11 protein-coding genes are annotated in these 15,507 nt (G+C 35.5%); 4 read left to right on the plus strand and 7 right to left on the minus strand.

The features are described from left to right. Positions 1-130: 130 nt before the first annotated feature. Together ORI89_RS16895 and ORI89_RS16900 are read left to right on the plus strand one after the other, a co-directional pair. The gene (locus tag ORI89_RS16895) at positions 131-841 is read left to right on the plus strand and encodes an AAA family ATPase (protein WP_268231695.1); all 711 of its coding nucleotides are present in this window, start codon (positions 131-133) and stop codon (positions 839-841) included. Between the two features lie 4 nt (positions 842-845). Beyond that, complete coding sequence (locus ORI89_RS16900) at positions 846-1,688, plus strand: EamA family transporter (protein ID WP_268231696.1); 843 nt, start codon at positions 846-848, stop codon at positions 1,686-1,688. Between the two features lie 35 nt (positions 1,689-1,723). Here ORI89_RS16900 and ORI89_RS16905 read toward each other — a convergent pair whose 3' ends face one another. The 5 genes from ORI89_RS16905 to ORI89_RS16925 form a co-directional block, all read right to left on the minus strand. Next, positions 1,724-3,121, minus strand: coding sequence for an aldehyde dehydrogenase family protein (locus ORI89_RS16905; RefSeq protein WP_268231697.1), 1,398 nt, complete (start codon positions 3,119-3,121; stop codon positions 1,724-1,726). Positions 3,122-3,139: 18 nt separating this feature from the next. Beyond that, a complete protein-coding gene (locus ORI89_RS16910; protein ID WP_268231698.1) occupies positions 3,140-4,225 on the minus strand; it encodes an SO2930 family diheme c-type cytochrome in 1,086 nt (361 codons plus the stop codon). A gap of 2 nt (positions 4,226-4,227) precedes the next feature. Further along, entirely contained in the window at positions 4,228-5,514 is a 1,287-nt protein-coding gene (locus ORI89_RS16915; protein WP_268231699.1) for a parallel beta-helix domain-containing protein, read from the minus strand. A gap of 26 nt (positions 5,515-5,540) precedes the next feature. Beyond that, entirely contained in the window at positions 5,541-8,342 is a 2,802-nt protein-coding gene (locus tag ORI89_RS16920) for a TonB-dependent receptor (protein WP_268231700.1), read from the minus strand. A 142-nt stretch (positions 8,343-8,484) separates the two neighbouring features. After that, positions 8,485-9,090, minus strand: a complete 606-nt coding sequence (locus ORI89_RS16925) for a TetR/AcrR family transcriptional regulator (protein ID WP_268231701.1) — start codon at positions 9,088-9,090, stop codon at positions 8,485-8,487. 382 nt (positions 9,091-9,472) lie between these two features. Here ORI89_RS16925 and ORI89_RS16930 point away from each other — a divergent pair, with 382 nt between their 5' ends. Beyond that, on the plus strand, positions 9,473-10,657 hold the full coding sequence (locus ORI89_RS16930; RefSeq protein ID WP_268231702.1) for a metallophosphoesterase family protein: 1,185 nt from the start codon (positions 9,473-9,475) through the stop codon (positions 10,655-10,657). 74 nt (positions 10,658-10,731) lie between these two features. On the opposite strand, the gene ORI89_RS16935 is transcribed toward ORI89_RS16930, so the two are convergent. Together ORI89_RS16935 and ORI89_RS16940 are read right to left on the minus strand one after the other, a co-directional pair. Further along, positions 10,732-12,948, minus strand: coding sequence for a glycosyl hydrolase family 95 catalytic domain-containing protein (locus ORI89_RS16935; RefSeq protein WP_268231703.1), 2,217 nt, complete (start codon positions 12,946-12,948; stop codon positions 10,732-10,734). A 289-nt stretch (positions 12,949-13,237) separates the two neighbouring features. Continuing rightward, the gene (locus ORI89_RS16940; protein WP_268231704.1) at positions 13,238-14,110 is read right to left on the minus strand and encodes an AraC family transcriptional regulator; all 873 of its coding nucleotides are present in this window, start codon (positions 14,108-14,110) and stop codon (positions 13,238-13,240) included. A gap of 139 nt (positions 14,111-14,249) precedes the next feature. On the opposite strand from ORI89_RS16940, the gene fucP reads away from it, so the two are divergent. Next, complete coding sequence (gene fucP, locus ORI89_RS16945; protein WP_268231705.1) at positions 14,250-15,503, plus strand: L-fucose:H+ symporter permease; 1,254 nt, start codon at positions 14,250-14,252, stop codon at positions 15,501-15,503. Positions 15,504-15,507: the final 4 nt, after the last annotated feature.

The following is a 15,507-nucleotide window of genomic DNA, read 5'->3' on the forward strand; positions in this document are numbered from 1 at the left end:
CAGTAGTTGTGTTTTTTTTATTAATGAAATTTTGCTTAATGTTTTGCTTATATTAATTAGCACTGAATATTTTTTGTTAAATTATTGGAATGCAGCTATATTTGTCTGACTTTTAAAAATAAAAGATTAGATGAGTTTAAGCAGTTATGTAATTCAGGATCGTGAGAAAATTGATCTCAATGATATTCGATTAAGTGCACAGAATAGAGAGCAACTGGACCAACTTTTAAAAGAGAATCTGTATACAGAAAAGCTTCAAAAGTATAATCTTCCTGTTAATAATAAATTGATGCTTCACGGACCTTCAGGTTGTGGAAAAACATCGACAGCTAAGGCGATTGCTCAAAAGCTGGGTAAAAATTTATATATATTAGATTTAAGTACCATTGTTTCTTCTAGAATAGGAGAAACTGCAATTAATCTTAAAAGTGTTTTTCAAAAGGTAGCACGAGAGCGAGCAGTTCTTTTTATAGATGAATTTGACCATATAGGCAAGGCTAGGGGAGGTGATGAAAGAGAGGTGGGAGAAATGCGACGTATGGTAAATACGTTGATTCAATTAATTGATTATTTTCCTGAAAATAGCCTTCTTATAGCTGCTACAAATCATTTGGATATAGTAGATCAAGCTTTAGTGAGAAGATTTCAGATCGTACTGACTTATGAACAGCCTAGTAAAGCTGAGTTGGATAGTTTTTATGAAGAGCTTCTACTACAATTTCCTGAACAATTTAGAACCATAGATCGTGTGTATGATATTTCTTATGCAGAGACAAAAGATCATGTTTTTACAGCTGTTAAAAGAAGTATAATTGCAGATATTGAGTTACAGGGCATGTAATATAATGAAAGAAAATAAATCTAAAGCTGTACCAGCTGCATTATTGTCTATGCTGTGTGTACAATCTGGTGCATCTATAGCAAAACAACTGTTTCCTATTATAGGAGCTGCTGGTACAAGCATGATGCGTATTGGGCTGTCTGCTATTCTATTGACCATTATTAATAAACCCAAAGTTTCTGCGTTAACTTTAAAACAGTGGAAGTACAGTTTGTTTTATGGTTTGGGAATTGGAGGGATGAATCTTATATTTTACTTTGCTATACAGCGTATTCCTTTAGGTTTAGCTGTCACAGTAGAATTTGTAGGACCATTGTTATTAGCGTTGTCGTTGTCTAGAAAAGTATTAGATGTGGTATGGGCTCTATTTGCTTGTGCTGGAATAATGATGATTGTACCTTGGGATACAAATAGTGTAGATCCTATTGGTTTGTTATTGGCATTTATGGCAGGGGTGTTTTGGGCAGCTTATATTGTAATGGGCAGTAGAATATCTAAGGTAATGGATAGTAAAACAGCTGTTACTACCGGAATGTGGGTAGCTACTCTAGTCATTCTTCCTTTTGGTATTGTAGGAGGGCAGTTGGGGGCTATGGATTGGATAATTTTTGTTAAAGCACTTCTTGTGGCTGTATTGTCAAGTGCTTTACCTTATACTTTAGATATGGTGGCCCTGAAGCAGCTGCCGGCCAAGACATTTAGTGTGCTAACCAGTTTACATCCGGCCTTTGCAGCTTTATCAGGACTTATTTTTTTACAAGAACATTTAAGTTTAATACAATGGGCCTCGATCAGTTGTGTTATAATTGCTAGTCTTGGAAGTACTATCTTTGGTCAAAAATCGTAGGGTTTCCATTTTATTATTACTACATAAAAAAAAGGTTACATAAATTTCTTTAAAAGGTTTATGATTTTGTGTTTTTTGTAATAGGGAGGATATACTACGTTGGCTGGTTGTAGTTTCGACTGATACACAATTGCACGTTCGTGCGAGAAAGACTTAAAGCCGTAAATACCATGACAACTTCCCATACCACTTCCATTAATACCTCCAAATGGTAGGTTAGGGTTAGAAACATGAACGATAACATCGTTAATACAAGCGCCCCCAGAAGGGATATTCTTGAGTAAATGTTCAATAGTTTTTTTGTTTTTACTAAAGATATAGAATGCTAATGGTTTTGGTTTTTCATTTATTATTTTAATAACCTGCGATAGCTCTTTATAGGGAATAATGGGTAGTATCGGTCCGAAAATTTCTTCTTGCATAATCCTGCTATTAAGTGCTGGATTACATAAAATGGTGGGAGTAAATGTGAGTTCGCTGTCTAAGGTGCCACCCCAATATAAATCGGCCCCATTTTTAACGGCATCATCTAGTATGTCTTTTAACCGGTTGGCATGACGTTGATTAATTATACGGGCATAGTCTTGTGTGTTAATAGTCCCGTCATCATGAAAGAACATTTTCTTAGTAGCACTTTTATAGTACTTGATAAATTCCTGTAATTTATTTTGATGAACAAAGACATAATCTGGAGCTATACAGGTTTGCCCAGCATTTATAAGCTTGCCCCAAGCGATTTTGTCTGCTGCACCTTTAATATCAGTGTTTTGATCGATAATTACTGGCGATTTTCCGCCTAATTCTAAAGTAATGGACGATAAGTTTTCAGCAGCGGCTTTCATCACGATTTTGCCTATCTGGGGACTGCCGGTAAAGAATATATGATCAAAGGGAAGTTGTAACAATTGTTCTGATATGCTTTGATCACCTTCAAAGCACGCAATCTGATTTTCCTCAAAGGCAATGTCAATTATTTTTTTGATTATTTTTGATACATTGGGGCTATATTCTGAGGGCTTTATAATAACAGAATTGCCTGCAGAAATTGCAGATATAAGTGGGCTCATAGTTAACTGGAAAGGGTAATTCCAGGGAGCTATGATTAAACTACTGCCTTTTGGTTGATACTGTATAGTGCTTTTTGCAAGTAAACTTGTAATTGTTCGTTTTGCACGTTTAGGTTTCATCCAGCGCTTTGTATTTTTTAAAGCAAAATCTAATTCACTATAGATAAATAATACTTCGGTAATGGCTGACTCCATTTTGTTTTTTCGAAGATCAAGAAAAAGAGCTTCGTAAATTTCCTCTTCATAAGCTTCGATAGTGAGCTTTAGTTTCTTTAGGCTACTTATCCTTTGTTGGGCAGTACTATCACGTAGAACCAGTTTGTAGGCTTGTTGTTTTTGAAAAACCGAAGTTATTGCTGTGTTCATAGTTTATTTCATATGTGTTTAATTATTCGTGTTACTACTTTTCAATTCTTTGATCCATTGTCTAATTGTTTCTACTCCCTCCGTATGAATCAGCGTTCGGGCCAGTTCGGGCATAGCTGTACCAGCTTCTGTACTGTTCATTCGGTAAAATAGTATTGAATTATCTGGATCACCAGGTATTATATCAAAATCTAAACCTCCAGCACCGTTACCTGCAGATACGGGCATCTTACCAACTCCTAATCTTGTGAGGTCGTTCTCTTCATAATCTAAAAATAAACCTGTATTATAAGCATCTCCACCTCTCACGTGACAATGTGCACAATTGATATCTAAATATGCCCGTGCTCGCTCCTCCAGAGTATACTTTTGTACATCTGTCCAGATAGGAAGAGCTGCGATTGTGTTTAATGCAGGTAAACCTGTAATAGCACCCTTTTCGGACCACTCTACTAATTGGCTTTGGCTATGCCCTTGTCGGATGAAGTTTAGGTTTCTAGCCTTTGGACCAATCGGAATAATTGCCGATTCGTTTATGTGGCAGCGTTTGCAATCATTGGTGTTGGGGACAAGGTAGGTTGTCTTTTTTTCTTCGCCTTTGTCATCCAATAAAGTGATTGGTACTTTCGAACCACGGATATGCCTGTATGCTTCTGTCTGTTCATCGTTCCATAGATAATTCATAACTTTCCATTGATGATCTTTCGGATCCTTAGCCAATAAACGGGTTTCTATCATTATTTTTTCTCCCTTGGTGTTGATGTAGGCAAAGTTTTTAATAATTATGCTAGAGTCTGGGAAATGTAGAGGTCCCTTATCTGTAAATTCTATCGGGTTACCTTGTGGAAGATAAATAAAACGATCTTTAACAGCATAATCTGTAAATAGACTTGAAGCTAAATCATAATAAATAAGATCTTCACGTGCATTCAATTCTTTAAGTCTCCCCTTAAAGAATCCATAGTCGGATAGCTTATCTTTAAATTCAAAGTTTTGAATTTGTTCTGTTTTTTTTTCTGTTTTCTGTACGCAAGCCTGTTGTATCAGCACCATCGATATGATGCTGATCACAGAAAATAGGCTTATTATAATTTTCCTTTTCATGTTTATTTACATTGAAATGGGGCAATATTTGTGTTCGGTTTCCAATTTTCTCCTCCTTCTATATTTCGAAAGTCTGCAAAAACAAAAATGTTTTCACCGGGCTGGTCAATGCATATATTGTCCGGGTTGATTTCTGTGCCATTTGTTAAAACATTACTTGTAACTCCGTCATATAAGATAGCAGGTATTCTTTTATTAGCTCTGTTTTCATCGAGCTTATTCAGTTGCGCTTCTGTCGCTATTAGTAGTTGGCCAATGCGGTGGGTGTATGCCGGTTCAGGAAATTTTTCGCCCATAGTAATGGTATTTCCATAAATTTTTATGTTGCTAGGAATAGGGGAATATTTATCATTTATTTTTTCAGCTGCCTTATCATCGGTAGTAAAACCTGATGCAATAGTAATAGCAGAAGTGTTGTTTTCACTGATGTCATTCTGATAGATTTCTATATCAGAAGTAGAAAGTATGATGACCCCACTTCCTGGAGAGGCATTACCAACACCCCAGTATGTTCCAAAATGTCCAGAACGTGCAAAGTTTCTATGATTGTTATCATATATTTTATTGTTATATACTTTTACATTACCACCTCTCTGTGATAGATCAGGAAGATCAAATATCAAAAAACCAGCTGTGTTGTTGTAAAACTCATTATCATAAACCTCTGCATCAGTTGTGTTTTCGATCTCGCAACCAGCTACATTTTTAGAAGCTTTACTATTCCTAACGATAGCTTTCTTTGTTTGTCCTACATAAATTCCGGCATCTGAAGCTCCTTCAGCATAGCAGTTTTCTACTAAAACATTCGAGCACATGACGGGGTAAATACCATATCCACCGCTTGTTGAGTCAGCTTGGCTCCATATTGTATGAATGTTGGTGATATTTACATCATGTCCATTATTTATTTTTAACAGGTCGCCTTTTGAATCGCGTATCGTCATTGCATCAATTGTAAAGTTGTTTACATCAGTAACACGTAGACCTTCGCCTCCGGTTTCTTGTTTGGAAAAATCTAATATTGTTTTATCATATCCAGCACCTTGAAAAAGTATGTGTTTAACCTGTGCAATACTTAGATTGTCAAATTCATAATGTCCGGCCTCTAAATAGATATGTGTGCTGTCCTTTATATCTAGAAGGGCCTCTTCAATTTCGTCCTCCTGCCCGGGTTTGAAATTTAAAACAGTCGTATATACGCCTAGTTTTTCAGATTTATTTCCTGTACAGGCGAAAAAAGAAATACTCAGTAAAATGATAGCTAAAATGCCATTAATTAGTCTTCTCATGATTTTTTAGTTTTATATTCAATTTATTATAATATGTTATAGGCATAGGAAACATAATATACAGCCCCAATGAATGGGTTGGCCATACCTGTAGAATAGTATTTATTGGTAATATTTGTCCCGCCGATCCTTATGCCCGAACGTGCTTTTATAATTTTGTAACTTATTTGTGCATCGATGACAGTAGAGCTAGGAACTGTGCCTTGTGCTAAACCGCCCCAGACTTCATAATGATAGCTAGGTTTGTGGCGTAGTGCTGTACTGAAAGACCATACTTGTTTTTTACCAAAGCCACTATTGCCAAATTCCATGTTAATATGATATTTTGGTGTATTAAAGTTGCTGATTTCACCCAGTTCTTTATTCTTGTTTTTATTTTTCATGAAATCTGAGTAATAGTTGACTTTGGACATAAAGTTATGTCCTAGGTCTACATCGATACTTGCAGCGTAACCATAAGTATTAACAGATTGTCCTCCATTTACAGCTATCGTGTATTGTGTCCAATCGCCATTGGTGCGGCTCCCCAGAAAAGCAGTGGGATCATTGTTACCTGGCGAGTTTCCAACTCCAGCGTAGTCAATGAAATTTTCCCATGTTGAGTAATATCCAAGTACATCAATCATTACACGCCCCCCTAATAGAGCGGCATAACCAAGCTCAAAAGAATTAACTGACTGTGGCTTTATATCCTTATAGTCGTAAACTTTCAATATAGAAGCGTCTTTTGTTGACCTATATTCGTTTATACTGGCAATAGTATAGGGTTGATATTTATCGAACTGATAGAAGTCATTAAGAAGCATTTTAGACCCTCCGGCATCAAAGTAACCAACTTCCATCATCGTGTTTTGTAAGGATTGAATATTGTTAGGGAAGCTATATGCATTTTGGTAAGAGAAACGTAAATAATTTTGTGGAGCAACGTCTAATACTAAAGATGCTCGTGATGTAACTTTTGGCGATTTAAAGAGTGAATTTTTATCGATTCGAAAAGAGGTGTTGATGGCTAAAGCATCGTCAAATACTTTTTTACCTAGGGACACATAACCACTATATTCTTTTATGTTTATCGGTTTTATCTCATCAGGGAATAAACTACCGTTGGAGTTGAGGTGGTACAGTCTATAGTTGACACCAGCGATGACGTCCATAAATTTTACTAGATTTGAAAAGTTATATTGGGCTTCAGCATTGTACATTTTACTTCTATCTGTAAATAAGGTGCCACCTTCGGCGATACGTTTGGATGTAATTTGATTTCTATACTTAAGAAATTCTGAAGAACCTAATTCCGGGCGATCCCTATCTGCGTAAGCGCGGGCCGCTATATTAGCATCCTGCTCACTCATGCCGCCCGCAAAACTACCAATTAAAGTAGTCAGGTAATCACCATACCATCCGTTTAAAGGATTATCCGCTGGACCTTCACTTGGTCGCCAAGCTTCGTTAATAAGTTGGGCTGTCGGTCCTGCCATAATCGCCTTGCCAGAGTTTTCCTGGGTGGTATATCCTCGAACAAACCAATTGTCGCTTTTTAATTCTAAGCGGTATTGACCGATTTTAAAACCTTTCAAGTCATATCGGGTATTGTTTGTATAAACTATATCGCCCGTCCCGAATGTCCCTGAGGCAATGAACTCTATATTTGGTTTAAACTTATAACGTAGTTCCGCATTGGCTTTAAAAATTTTTGCTTTGTTATTTAAAAAACCATACTCTGGATATCCTGTTCTTGATATGTAGTAGTTGTCTTTTCCTTCAGTTAGTTGATTAGTAAAATAATCAAAGCCCGGTATTTCTTGGCTTTGTATCATACCGATCAAGTTAATCATATCCAGCATATCCTCTCGGGTTTGATCACCATACATATTGACACCTGCATAACCAGGATCTTCCATATAGTTTTTTCCGGGACCATGCTTGTTAGTCATATCGCTAGCAACCCAGTCTTTAGCCTGTGTATATTGAAGGTTCATTTTGAAAGCTAATTTTTCGTTTATTTTGCTTGCGTAACGGATAGCATAGTCGTAGTATGGTGAGGTGGAAATGGGATCGCCTTTTTTCTTACCATCGACATGATTAATACCCTGTGTTACTAATACACTTAAACCTTGATACTGGAAAGGGTTTTTACTATGCGTTACCATTGTTCCATTTAGACCACGCGAGCCATACAACGCTGAAGAGGCACCTGAAAGAAGCTCAATATTGTCTACATCAAGTTGGATAGGACCTAAAGCAGCACCTAGAGGAAAATTTAACCCTGGTGCTTGATTATCCATACCATCTACTATTTGTGTAAAGTTGGTATTACCGCTCATATTAAAACCACGTGTGGTAACACTTGTAAATCCTAAGCTGGAGACTGTAACATCTACACCTCTTAAGCCTTGCATCATATCCATGTAATTAAGCTGCGCCGAACTGGTGATATCTTTGCTGCTTAGTTGTTCTATTGTTACTGGGGACGATAATTTGTTTTGTTGCATGCGACTGGCTGAAACAACGACGGCCTGTCCTAACATAGAAGCGGGAGGAAGTTTAATCTCCAGTGGAGTTGAAGCACTGGAAACCTTTACTTCTGTTGTTTCGAACCCTATTCCTGAAAAAACAAGGGTAATCGGTAGTTGTTGGACGCTTAATTGGAAGCGTCCTCTATCATCTGAATACGTTCCGTCGGAAGTATTTTGAATCCGGATAGAAATAGCAGGAATGGCTTCACCTGTGGAATTGTTTGTAACTGTTCCCTTAATCGTTTGCTGTGCTATAAGGAGCATAGGCGATAAAAGCGATAACATAGGAATTAATAATCTGAGCTTTTTCATATTTATAGTTAGTTGAGTTATAAATCAAACTAAAATTATTTGATAAGCAATCAATAAAACCTATGGTGTGCGGCGGCATAATTTTGGGCTGCGATTCTTTTTTTCTTAAAAAGAATAAGCAACACGGGGCATTTTTTTGTAATTAGGTTTTTTTGACTCCCTTGAAAATTATACTTAACAAATATTTTGTATCTGCTAAGCTTTCTGTATAATTGATATTTGTTTCTTTTTTCAAAATGGCTTGTTGCTCTGTGTTATGTTTAAGTGCATTTGCAAAATTAATTAGAACAGAAGCCATATTTTTAGGATCGGATAATTTAATTTCGTTTTTATCTATAGCGTTTTTTAGTATATCGGTTAAAAATTCTTTTTCTCGTATCATTAATTTATCATACAGCTCAAAGAAGCGTGGAAGAAGTTTTTCTACAGACTCTATCGATACACGATTCATGTTGAGTATATTGGTGTAATAATTAAATCTAGACTCTAAGTAAAAACTTATCTGCTCTTCTATACCAAATTTTGATAAAGTTGCTTCTTGTAACATGGTAATGTAATATTCTCCTTCTCGAAGTGCTGCTTCAATAAAGATGTCTTCTTTGTTTTTATAATAATAATAAAGCGACGATTTATTTAAGCCAACTGCTTTGGATATATCTTCTAGCGTTGTTTTTTCTAAACCATATTTTTCAAAACACTCCATGGCCGCGCGCCCGATTTTTGCTTTAAATTCTTCTTTTTTACTCATAGTTTCTAGATAAAGATAATTATTGATATTTGAAATTCAAACTTTTTGATAAAAAGTTTGAATAATTTATTTTTCACTTCCTTTGTTTTAAGGAAAAAACTAAATGTTATGTTAACAAGTTGTTTGTCTGTGGTAACATTTGCTTAAAAGATCATACTACGTTAACCATTGTTTTTTTTAGCTGCAATTTCTTCTTGATTGTTTTAACTTGGTTTAAAATATCTCTAAACGTGCTTCGAATAGAAAAAATATTTTTTTATCAGGATACACTAGTAATAATAAGCTTTTCAATAATCTTCTTAAGATTTGTAATTTGTTCTTTTGTAACATTTATGTTTAATATGTCCCGTGGTATCATTTGAAAGAGTAATTTTATTTTATCATGAAGCAAGATAGAAGATTTTTTATAAAAAGTATTGGCCTTTTGGGAGCCACTTCCGTTATCGGAAAGAATGTAGTTGGAGAAGTACATGTTGAAAAGAGTGAATTTAACTTTTTAGCAACTCCTTATGTGCAGAATATGACGAGTAAGTCTGTTACTATTTGTTGTATTTTAAGTAAAAACTGTTTAGCATGGTTGGAGGTGTTAGATTCGGACGGGAAAGTATCAGAATTGGTATATGAGGTGGAAGACGGGATGCGGAATGCGAATGCAAGGCTTTATAAATTTAGAGTCGAACACAGAGGTCAGGATTTTAAGTATAGGATCGCAGCAAAAGAAGTGACACAGTTTGATCCGTACAAGATTGTTTATGCCGAAGAGATTCGATCGAACGAATATCAAACGGATTTACCATTTAACAATCATAAGGATTGTCAGGTTTTGATTTTAAATGATATTCACGAGGATGTGGATAGCTACTCTTATTTATATAATAAAAGTAGTTTGGCGAAGAAAGATTTAGTTATTTTAAATGGTGATAGCTTTCACCATGTGGTGACAGAAAGTGATTTAACTGATAAACTTTTGACGCCTATCTCGAAATTGTTTGCCGCTGAAGCACCTTTTGTTATGGTGAGAGGTAACCATGAGACAAGGGGGAAGTTATCTCGGGATTTTAAACGTTATTTTGATTATCCTACAGGTAAGTTTTACTATTCTTTTTCACTAGGATCAATTTTCTGGATAATATTAGATGGGGGGGAGGATAAGCCAGATTCGCATGAAGTATATGGAGGAACAGTAGATTACGATATGTATAGGAAAGAGCAACGTGAATGGTTGAAGCTGGTGATGAAATCTGAAGAGAAGAAAAAAGCAAAACATACTGTGGTGATTAATCATATCCCTTTTTTCCATTCAGATGATTGGCATGGTACATTACATAATAGGGAGTGTTTTCATGATGTGTTGCAGAGCAATAAGGTGGATGTTTTAATTTCTGGACATACGCATCAATATGGTTTTTATGAACCGGATAACTATCATAATTATTATGTGATTATTGGAGGAGGCCCTAAGGAGGGGAAAAGAACATTAGTTGATGTTAAATCAGCGGGCGCCAAATTAGACATTACGCTTATGCGTGATGATGGTGAAGTTATTGGTCGGGTGAAGAAAGGTTAAGTATTAAAAATAGATTTATGTTTCATAGAAACTAATTAAAACAAGCCCTGCTCTAAAAGCAGGGCTTGTTTTAATTAGTTGGTTAAGATAATCTTTTCTCCTTTTTTTAAGATTACAGAATATATATGGTTGTTTTTTGTCAGTGAATGAGTGTTGTTTTTAATTTTTAATGTGCCCTCATAACGAATGTTAAAGGTTGCATTTGTTTCTGAAATAACTTCTATATCGTTTAATAAACCGTTACGCAATGAAGCACTCAATAAAAAGCCACCTTCTGCTCTTAAGTCTTTAAATGATACATTTTTCCATGAAGACGGAAGTGCAGGAAAGATCTCTATATAACCTTTTTTACTTTGTAGTAATAATTCGTGTACTCCTTGAGCGAAAGCGAAATTTCCTTCTAATGTAAAAGGTCTATAGGTAAAGCTCGAGTACTGACCGCCTTTTTGATCACCGTTTATGTGGAAAGAGTTGATTGAACAAAAGTTAGTGGCAAATTTCTGTAAATTAGAAACAGCTTCTTCCCCTTCTTTTGCTCGTGCATGCATGGAGGCTATCCATGAAAAAGAATATCCTACCCAAGCTTTGGTGCCTAATTTCTCTAGGTGGCGCAATGAGTTTTTGATAACTGGTTTATCTTCTTTATTGTTAATATCTAATTGGCCTAATGGGTAGATAGCCATATAAGGGGACATGTGACGATGGGAGTGCTCCATACTTTGATCTAGGGAGACAAGCATACCTGTTTCATTTATTGCATAACCGGGTAGTTCGTTTTTAAGTTTAAGCCAATGTGCAGCTTTCTCTTTTTTAGAGAGTGCATCATTGACTTCGGCTGCAGCATCGAAAATAAAGTGAGCAAGTGCTAAGTCAAAGTTGGTCCAGTTTTTAAACCATGCGGTGATGTTGTTATCATTATATTCGGGACTAGCGCTTAGAGGTAAATAACGTTTTCCATCGGGCTTAGTAAATGTAATGTTTTCTAAGAAAGTAGCGGCTTCAGTTATGTAAGGATATGCTTGTTCTTTTAAGAACTTATAATCCATACTGTATTTCCATTGCCAATAAAAATGATGTGCAGTCCAAGCACTAACAGTTGGAGACAAGGCATATTGAATCCAGCCGCCCATTGGAAACCCATTTAATGTAAGTACTCCTGGGATATTCAAACCATCGACACCAAAGTATTTTTTTGTGTATTTTTTATTTTCGGGTCTGATTTTCCACAACCAATCTGTAAATGTTTTTGCTTCTTCCAAGCGGTTGCCTGAGTATGTTGGCCAATAGCTCAATTGTGTGTTTAGGTCATTGTGAAAATCACCTTTCCACGGAGGTAACCCGCCATTGTCAGCAGTCCATACTGCCTGTAGGGTTATTGCCGGCGCACCGTTTCGTGCTACTGATCCTAGTTTATACATTTCTAGGTAATATTGCCTTTCCAAAATGTTATCAGGGATATTAATAGTTGATTTTGACCAATAGTTTTCCCACCATTTTTTATGACTTTCATGTAATGCGCTTACACCCTGGCCTTGATCTGTCAATTTAGTTTTTATACGAGCTTTCTTATTGTTAGAAATGGTCCAGGTACCAATCAATTTTGTTTCAGAGATTTGATTCCATTCAAGAAGAACTTCATAAAACCTACCATCATAAGTCGGTTGATGTAATATTTGTCTATAATTGTTTGTGTTTAATGTTCCTTGGGCGTAACCTAGACGGGTCAAGCTTGCACCATTAACTACACTAACTGATTTTAGATCGGCTTCGTTCGATTGATAGATATGTGGTAATAATGTCGGGGTGATAGTCTTTAAATCTTTTCCTGTGATTTCAAAATAACCAACAGGTTCAGTTGCATGTATATAACTTACAAAAGTATTTCCATTCGTGAATTTTATGGTGTTTATGGCTGTTTTTATATCAAGCGTATTTGAACTTACTACACCAAGCTCGCTAAGTTTAAAGGATAAGGCAGCAGCAGGAAGTTTAGTGGGGTAAGGAAAGTCCCCATATGGATTATCTCCCCATTGTTGTACTTTATTGTAGGTGTTGTTATGTACTTGTTCTTGCACCCATTTAAAATTGTGTTGTTCAATCTGAAAGGCTTTTCTTTCATCCCAGAGGTCAGCTCGGTCTAACGATAGGCGAAGATTGTCATCTTTATTCCAAATAAGTGCCCCCATAATTCCATTGCCTATAGGCATTGCTTCGTCCCATTGTGTGGCTAGTTGTTTAAAATGAAGATTATGCTGCTCTTTTGGCTGTGCGTATATCAAATTGATACCCATAAAGTAGCAAATTATAAAATGAAATTTTCTCATATATGTAAAATCTTGTTTTCTTATTTGTAGCATTGTATGCTCATAGGTATTATAGTTCGTTACCATGAACAATTATGTATGTGCTTGTTTTTTTTAAAAATACTATACTAAGACCTTATAGCAGCTAATGGTATCGTACAGGTACAAACATATTGAAAAAGGGTAAATGGTAATGAGTCTTTTTTAACTCTTTATGATAGAATATTGTCGCAGTATTACCACAAGTTTCGTTATTATTTTGTAAATATATTTTGTTTTATTCTGAGGATAAAGATGATGTTTTCCGAAACTCTATGGGGGTTTTTCCTGTTATCTCTTTGAATTTTTTATGAAAGCTTACAAAATTTTGAAAACCGCAATCAAAAGCGATGTTTTTGATTAGTTTTTCTGTGTTTTTGAGGAGTTTGCAGGCTTCATTGATACGTATTTCATTGACAAATTGAACTAGTGTTTTTCCTGTTTTTTGCTTGAAATAACGACAGAAAGAGTTGGAGGTCATGTCCGCTAAGTGTGAAATATCCTGTAATAATATTTGTGATTTATAATGAAGTCTTATATATTCTATAATTTTGTTCATTCGCAAATGATCATGTTCTTGCTGTGGGTTGCTATATTCTTTACTTACCAAAGTGTTATAGGGAATCGTGTAATGAATGGCATTCAATATATTTAACAGCTCTATGAGCTGTTTTAATGGGGCTTGGTGAATAATAGTGTTGAAAAAAGCAGTCAAATCGTTGTTTTTTGGTGAAAAACTCAACGCCTTTTGTGCTATTTGGAAAATTTTTCTAATGGGTGTCGCTTCCTGACTTTGTAAAAAGTCTGTACCTATAAAGTCTGCGCGAAAATGTAAAACTATTATTTCTGCAATTTCAGTAGGGCTGGCTCCAGTAAACTCGTCGTCAAAAAACCAATAGTGTGGCGTGTTTGCACCTATCAAAACAATATAACCATCTGTGAAATGTTGAATATGGTCTCCAACGAAAAAAGTTCCTCTTCCTTTTTTGATATAAATGAATTCTAATTCTTCATGATAATGCCATAAATTATTGTTTTGTGGTCGATTATCGTGCCTTATCGAAAGTGAATATTTAGTTTTCTGAGTATGGTTTAGACGTTGTATGTACACTGCTGTAGATTCTATATCATTTATTAAATGAGTAAAAATAGCTTATTTTTGGTAAAATAGTGTATGTCTTGGGTAAAATAGCTTAATGTTGGTGCTTCTAATTCTATTAGTTTTACAAAAAAATCAATAAATTGAAGTTATGACACAAGTGAAGAAATATAGCTTAGCTATTATACTGGTTACCTCACTCTTTTTCTTTTGGGGATTTATTAATAATTTAAATCCTATACTGATACCACATTTACGGAATGCATTTAGTTTGTCGCATTTTGAAGCCTCATTGGTTGATTCTGCTGTCTACATCGCTTATTTTGTGTTGGCTATACCGGCAGGGGTAATGATGAAAAAGTTTGGTTATAAGGTTAGTATAATTGTAGGCTTGCTTTTTTTTGCATTAGGCTGTTTCTTGTTTATTCCTGCGGCTAATCATGTAAGTTATGCATTTTTTCTTGTAGCCTTATTTGTTATTGCTTGTGGTTTATCTATTTTAGAAACTGCTGCTAATCCATATATTACTGTTATTGGTGATGCTGAGGGAGCTACACAGCGATTAAATTTTGCTCAATCGTTTAATGGCTTAGCAGCTTTTGTTGCTCCGATTATTGGTGGTAAATATATTTTGACTGAGACTCCAAAATCGGCTGATGAAATTGCTCTTTTAAGCGAGGAAGCTCGTAATGTATATATTCAAACTGAAACTGCTTCTGTGAAGGGGCCTTATTTGATTTTAGGCATTTTGATTCTTTTGGTTACTGCTATTTTTTTGATTACTAAGTTACCTGATGTCAAGCAAAGTGAAAAAGAAGAAAAAAGTGGGGTGTTTTCTGCATTAAAATTTAAAAATGTCAGGTGGGCAGTTTTAGCCCAGTTTTTTTATGTCGGGGCACAGGTATGTATTCTTAGTTTTTTAGTAATGTTTGCTGCAGATGTAGCGGGAGTAGCGCCGTCGCAGGCTAAATACTATGCAGGTATTGCTGGTTTGGCTTTTATGTTGGGGCGTTTTATAGGTACATTCTTTATGCGATACATAGCACCTTTAAGACTTCTTTTTATCTATTCACTCATTACTATTTTATTAACGTTTATTGTTATCTATGGTAACGGGGTTATTACTTTGTATGCGATGATAGGTATTGCTTTTTTCATGTCAATTATGTTTCCTACTATTTTTGCTGTTGGTGTTGAAGGGGTAGGGGAAAATACACAGTCGGCATCTAGTTTAATTGTTATGTCTATTGTTGGGGGAGCTGTTATTCCTCCGTTTGTAGGTATAATATCTGATTCTATTGGTAGTTTACAATTAGCGTATTATGTTATTTTAATCTGTTTCGCAGTTGTGATGTTATTTGCACTGATTAATATGAATAAGGGTTCGAATAAAGAGTTAAATTAATAAT

It is taken from the genome of Sphingobacterium sp. UT-1RO-CII-1 (genome assembly GCF_026711005.1).
In the GTDB taxonomy this organism is placed as follows: Bacteria; Bacteroidota; Bacteroidia; order Sphingobacteriales; family Sphingobacteriaceae; genus Sphingobacterium.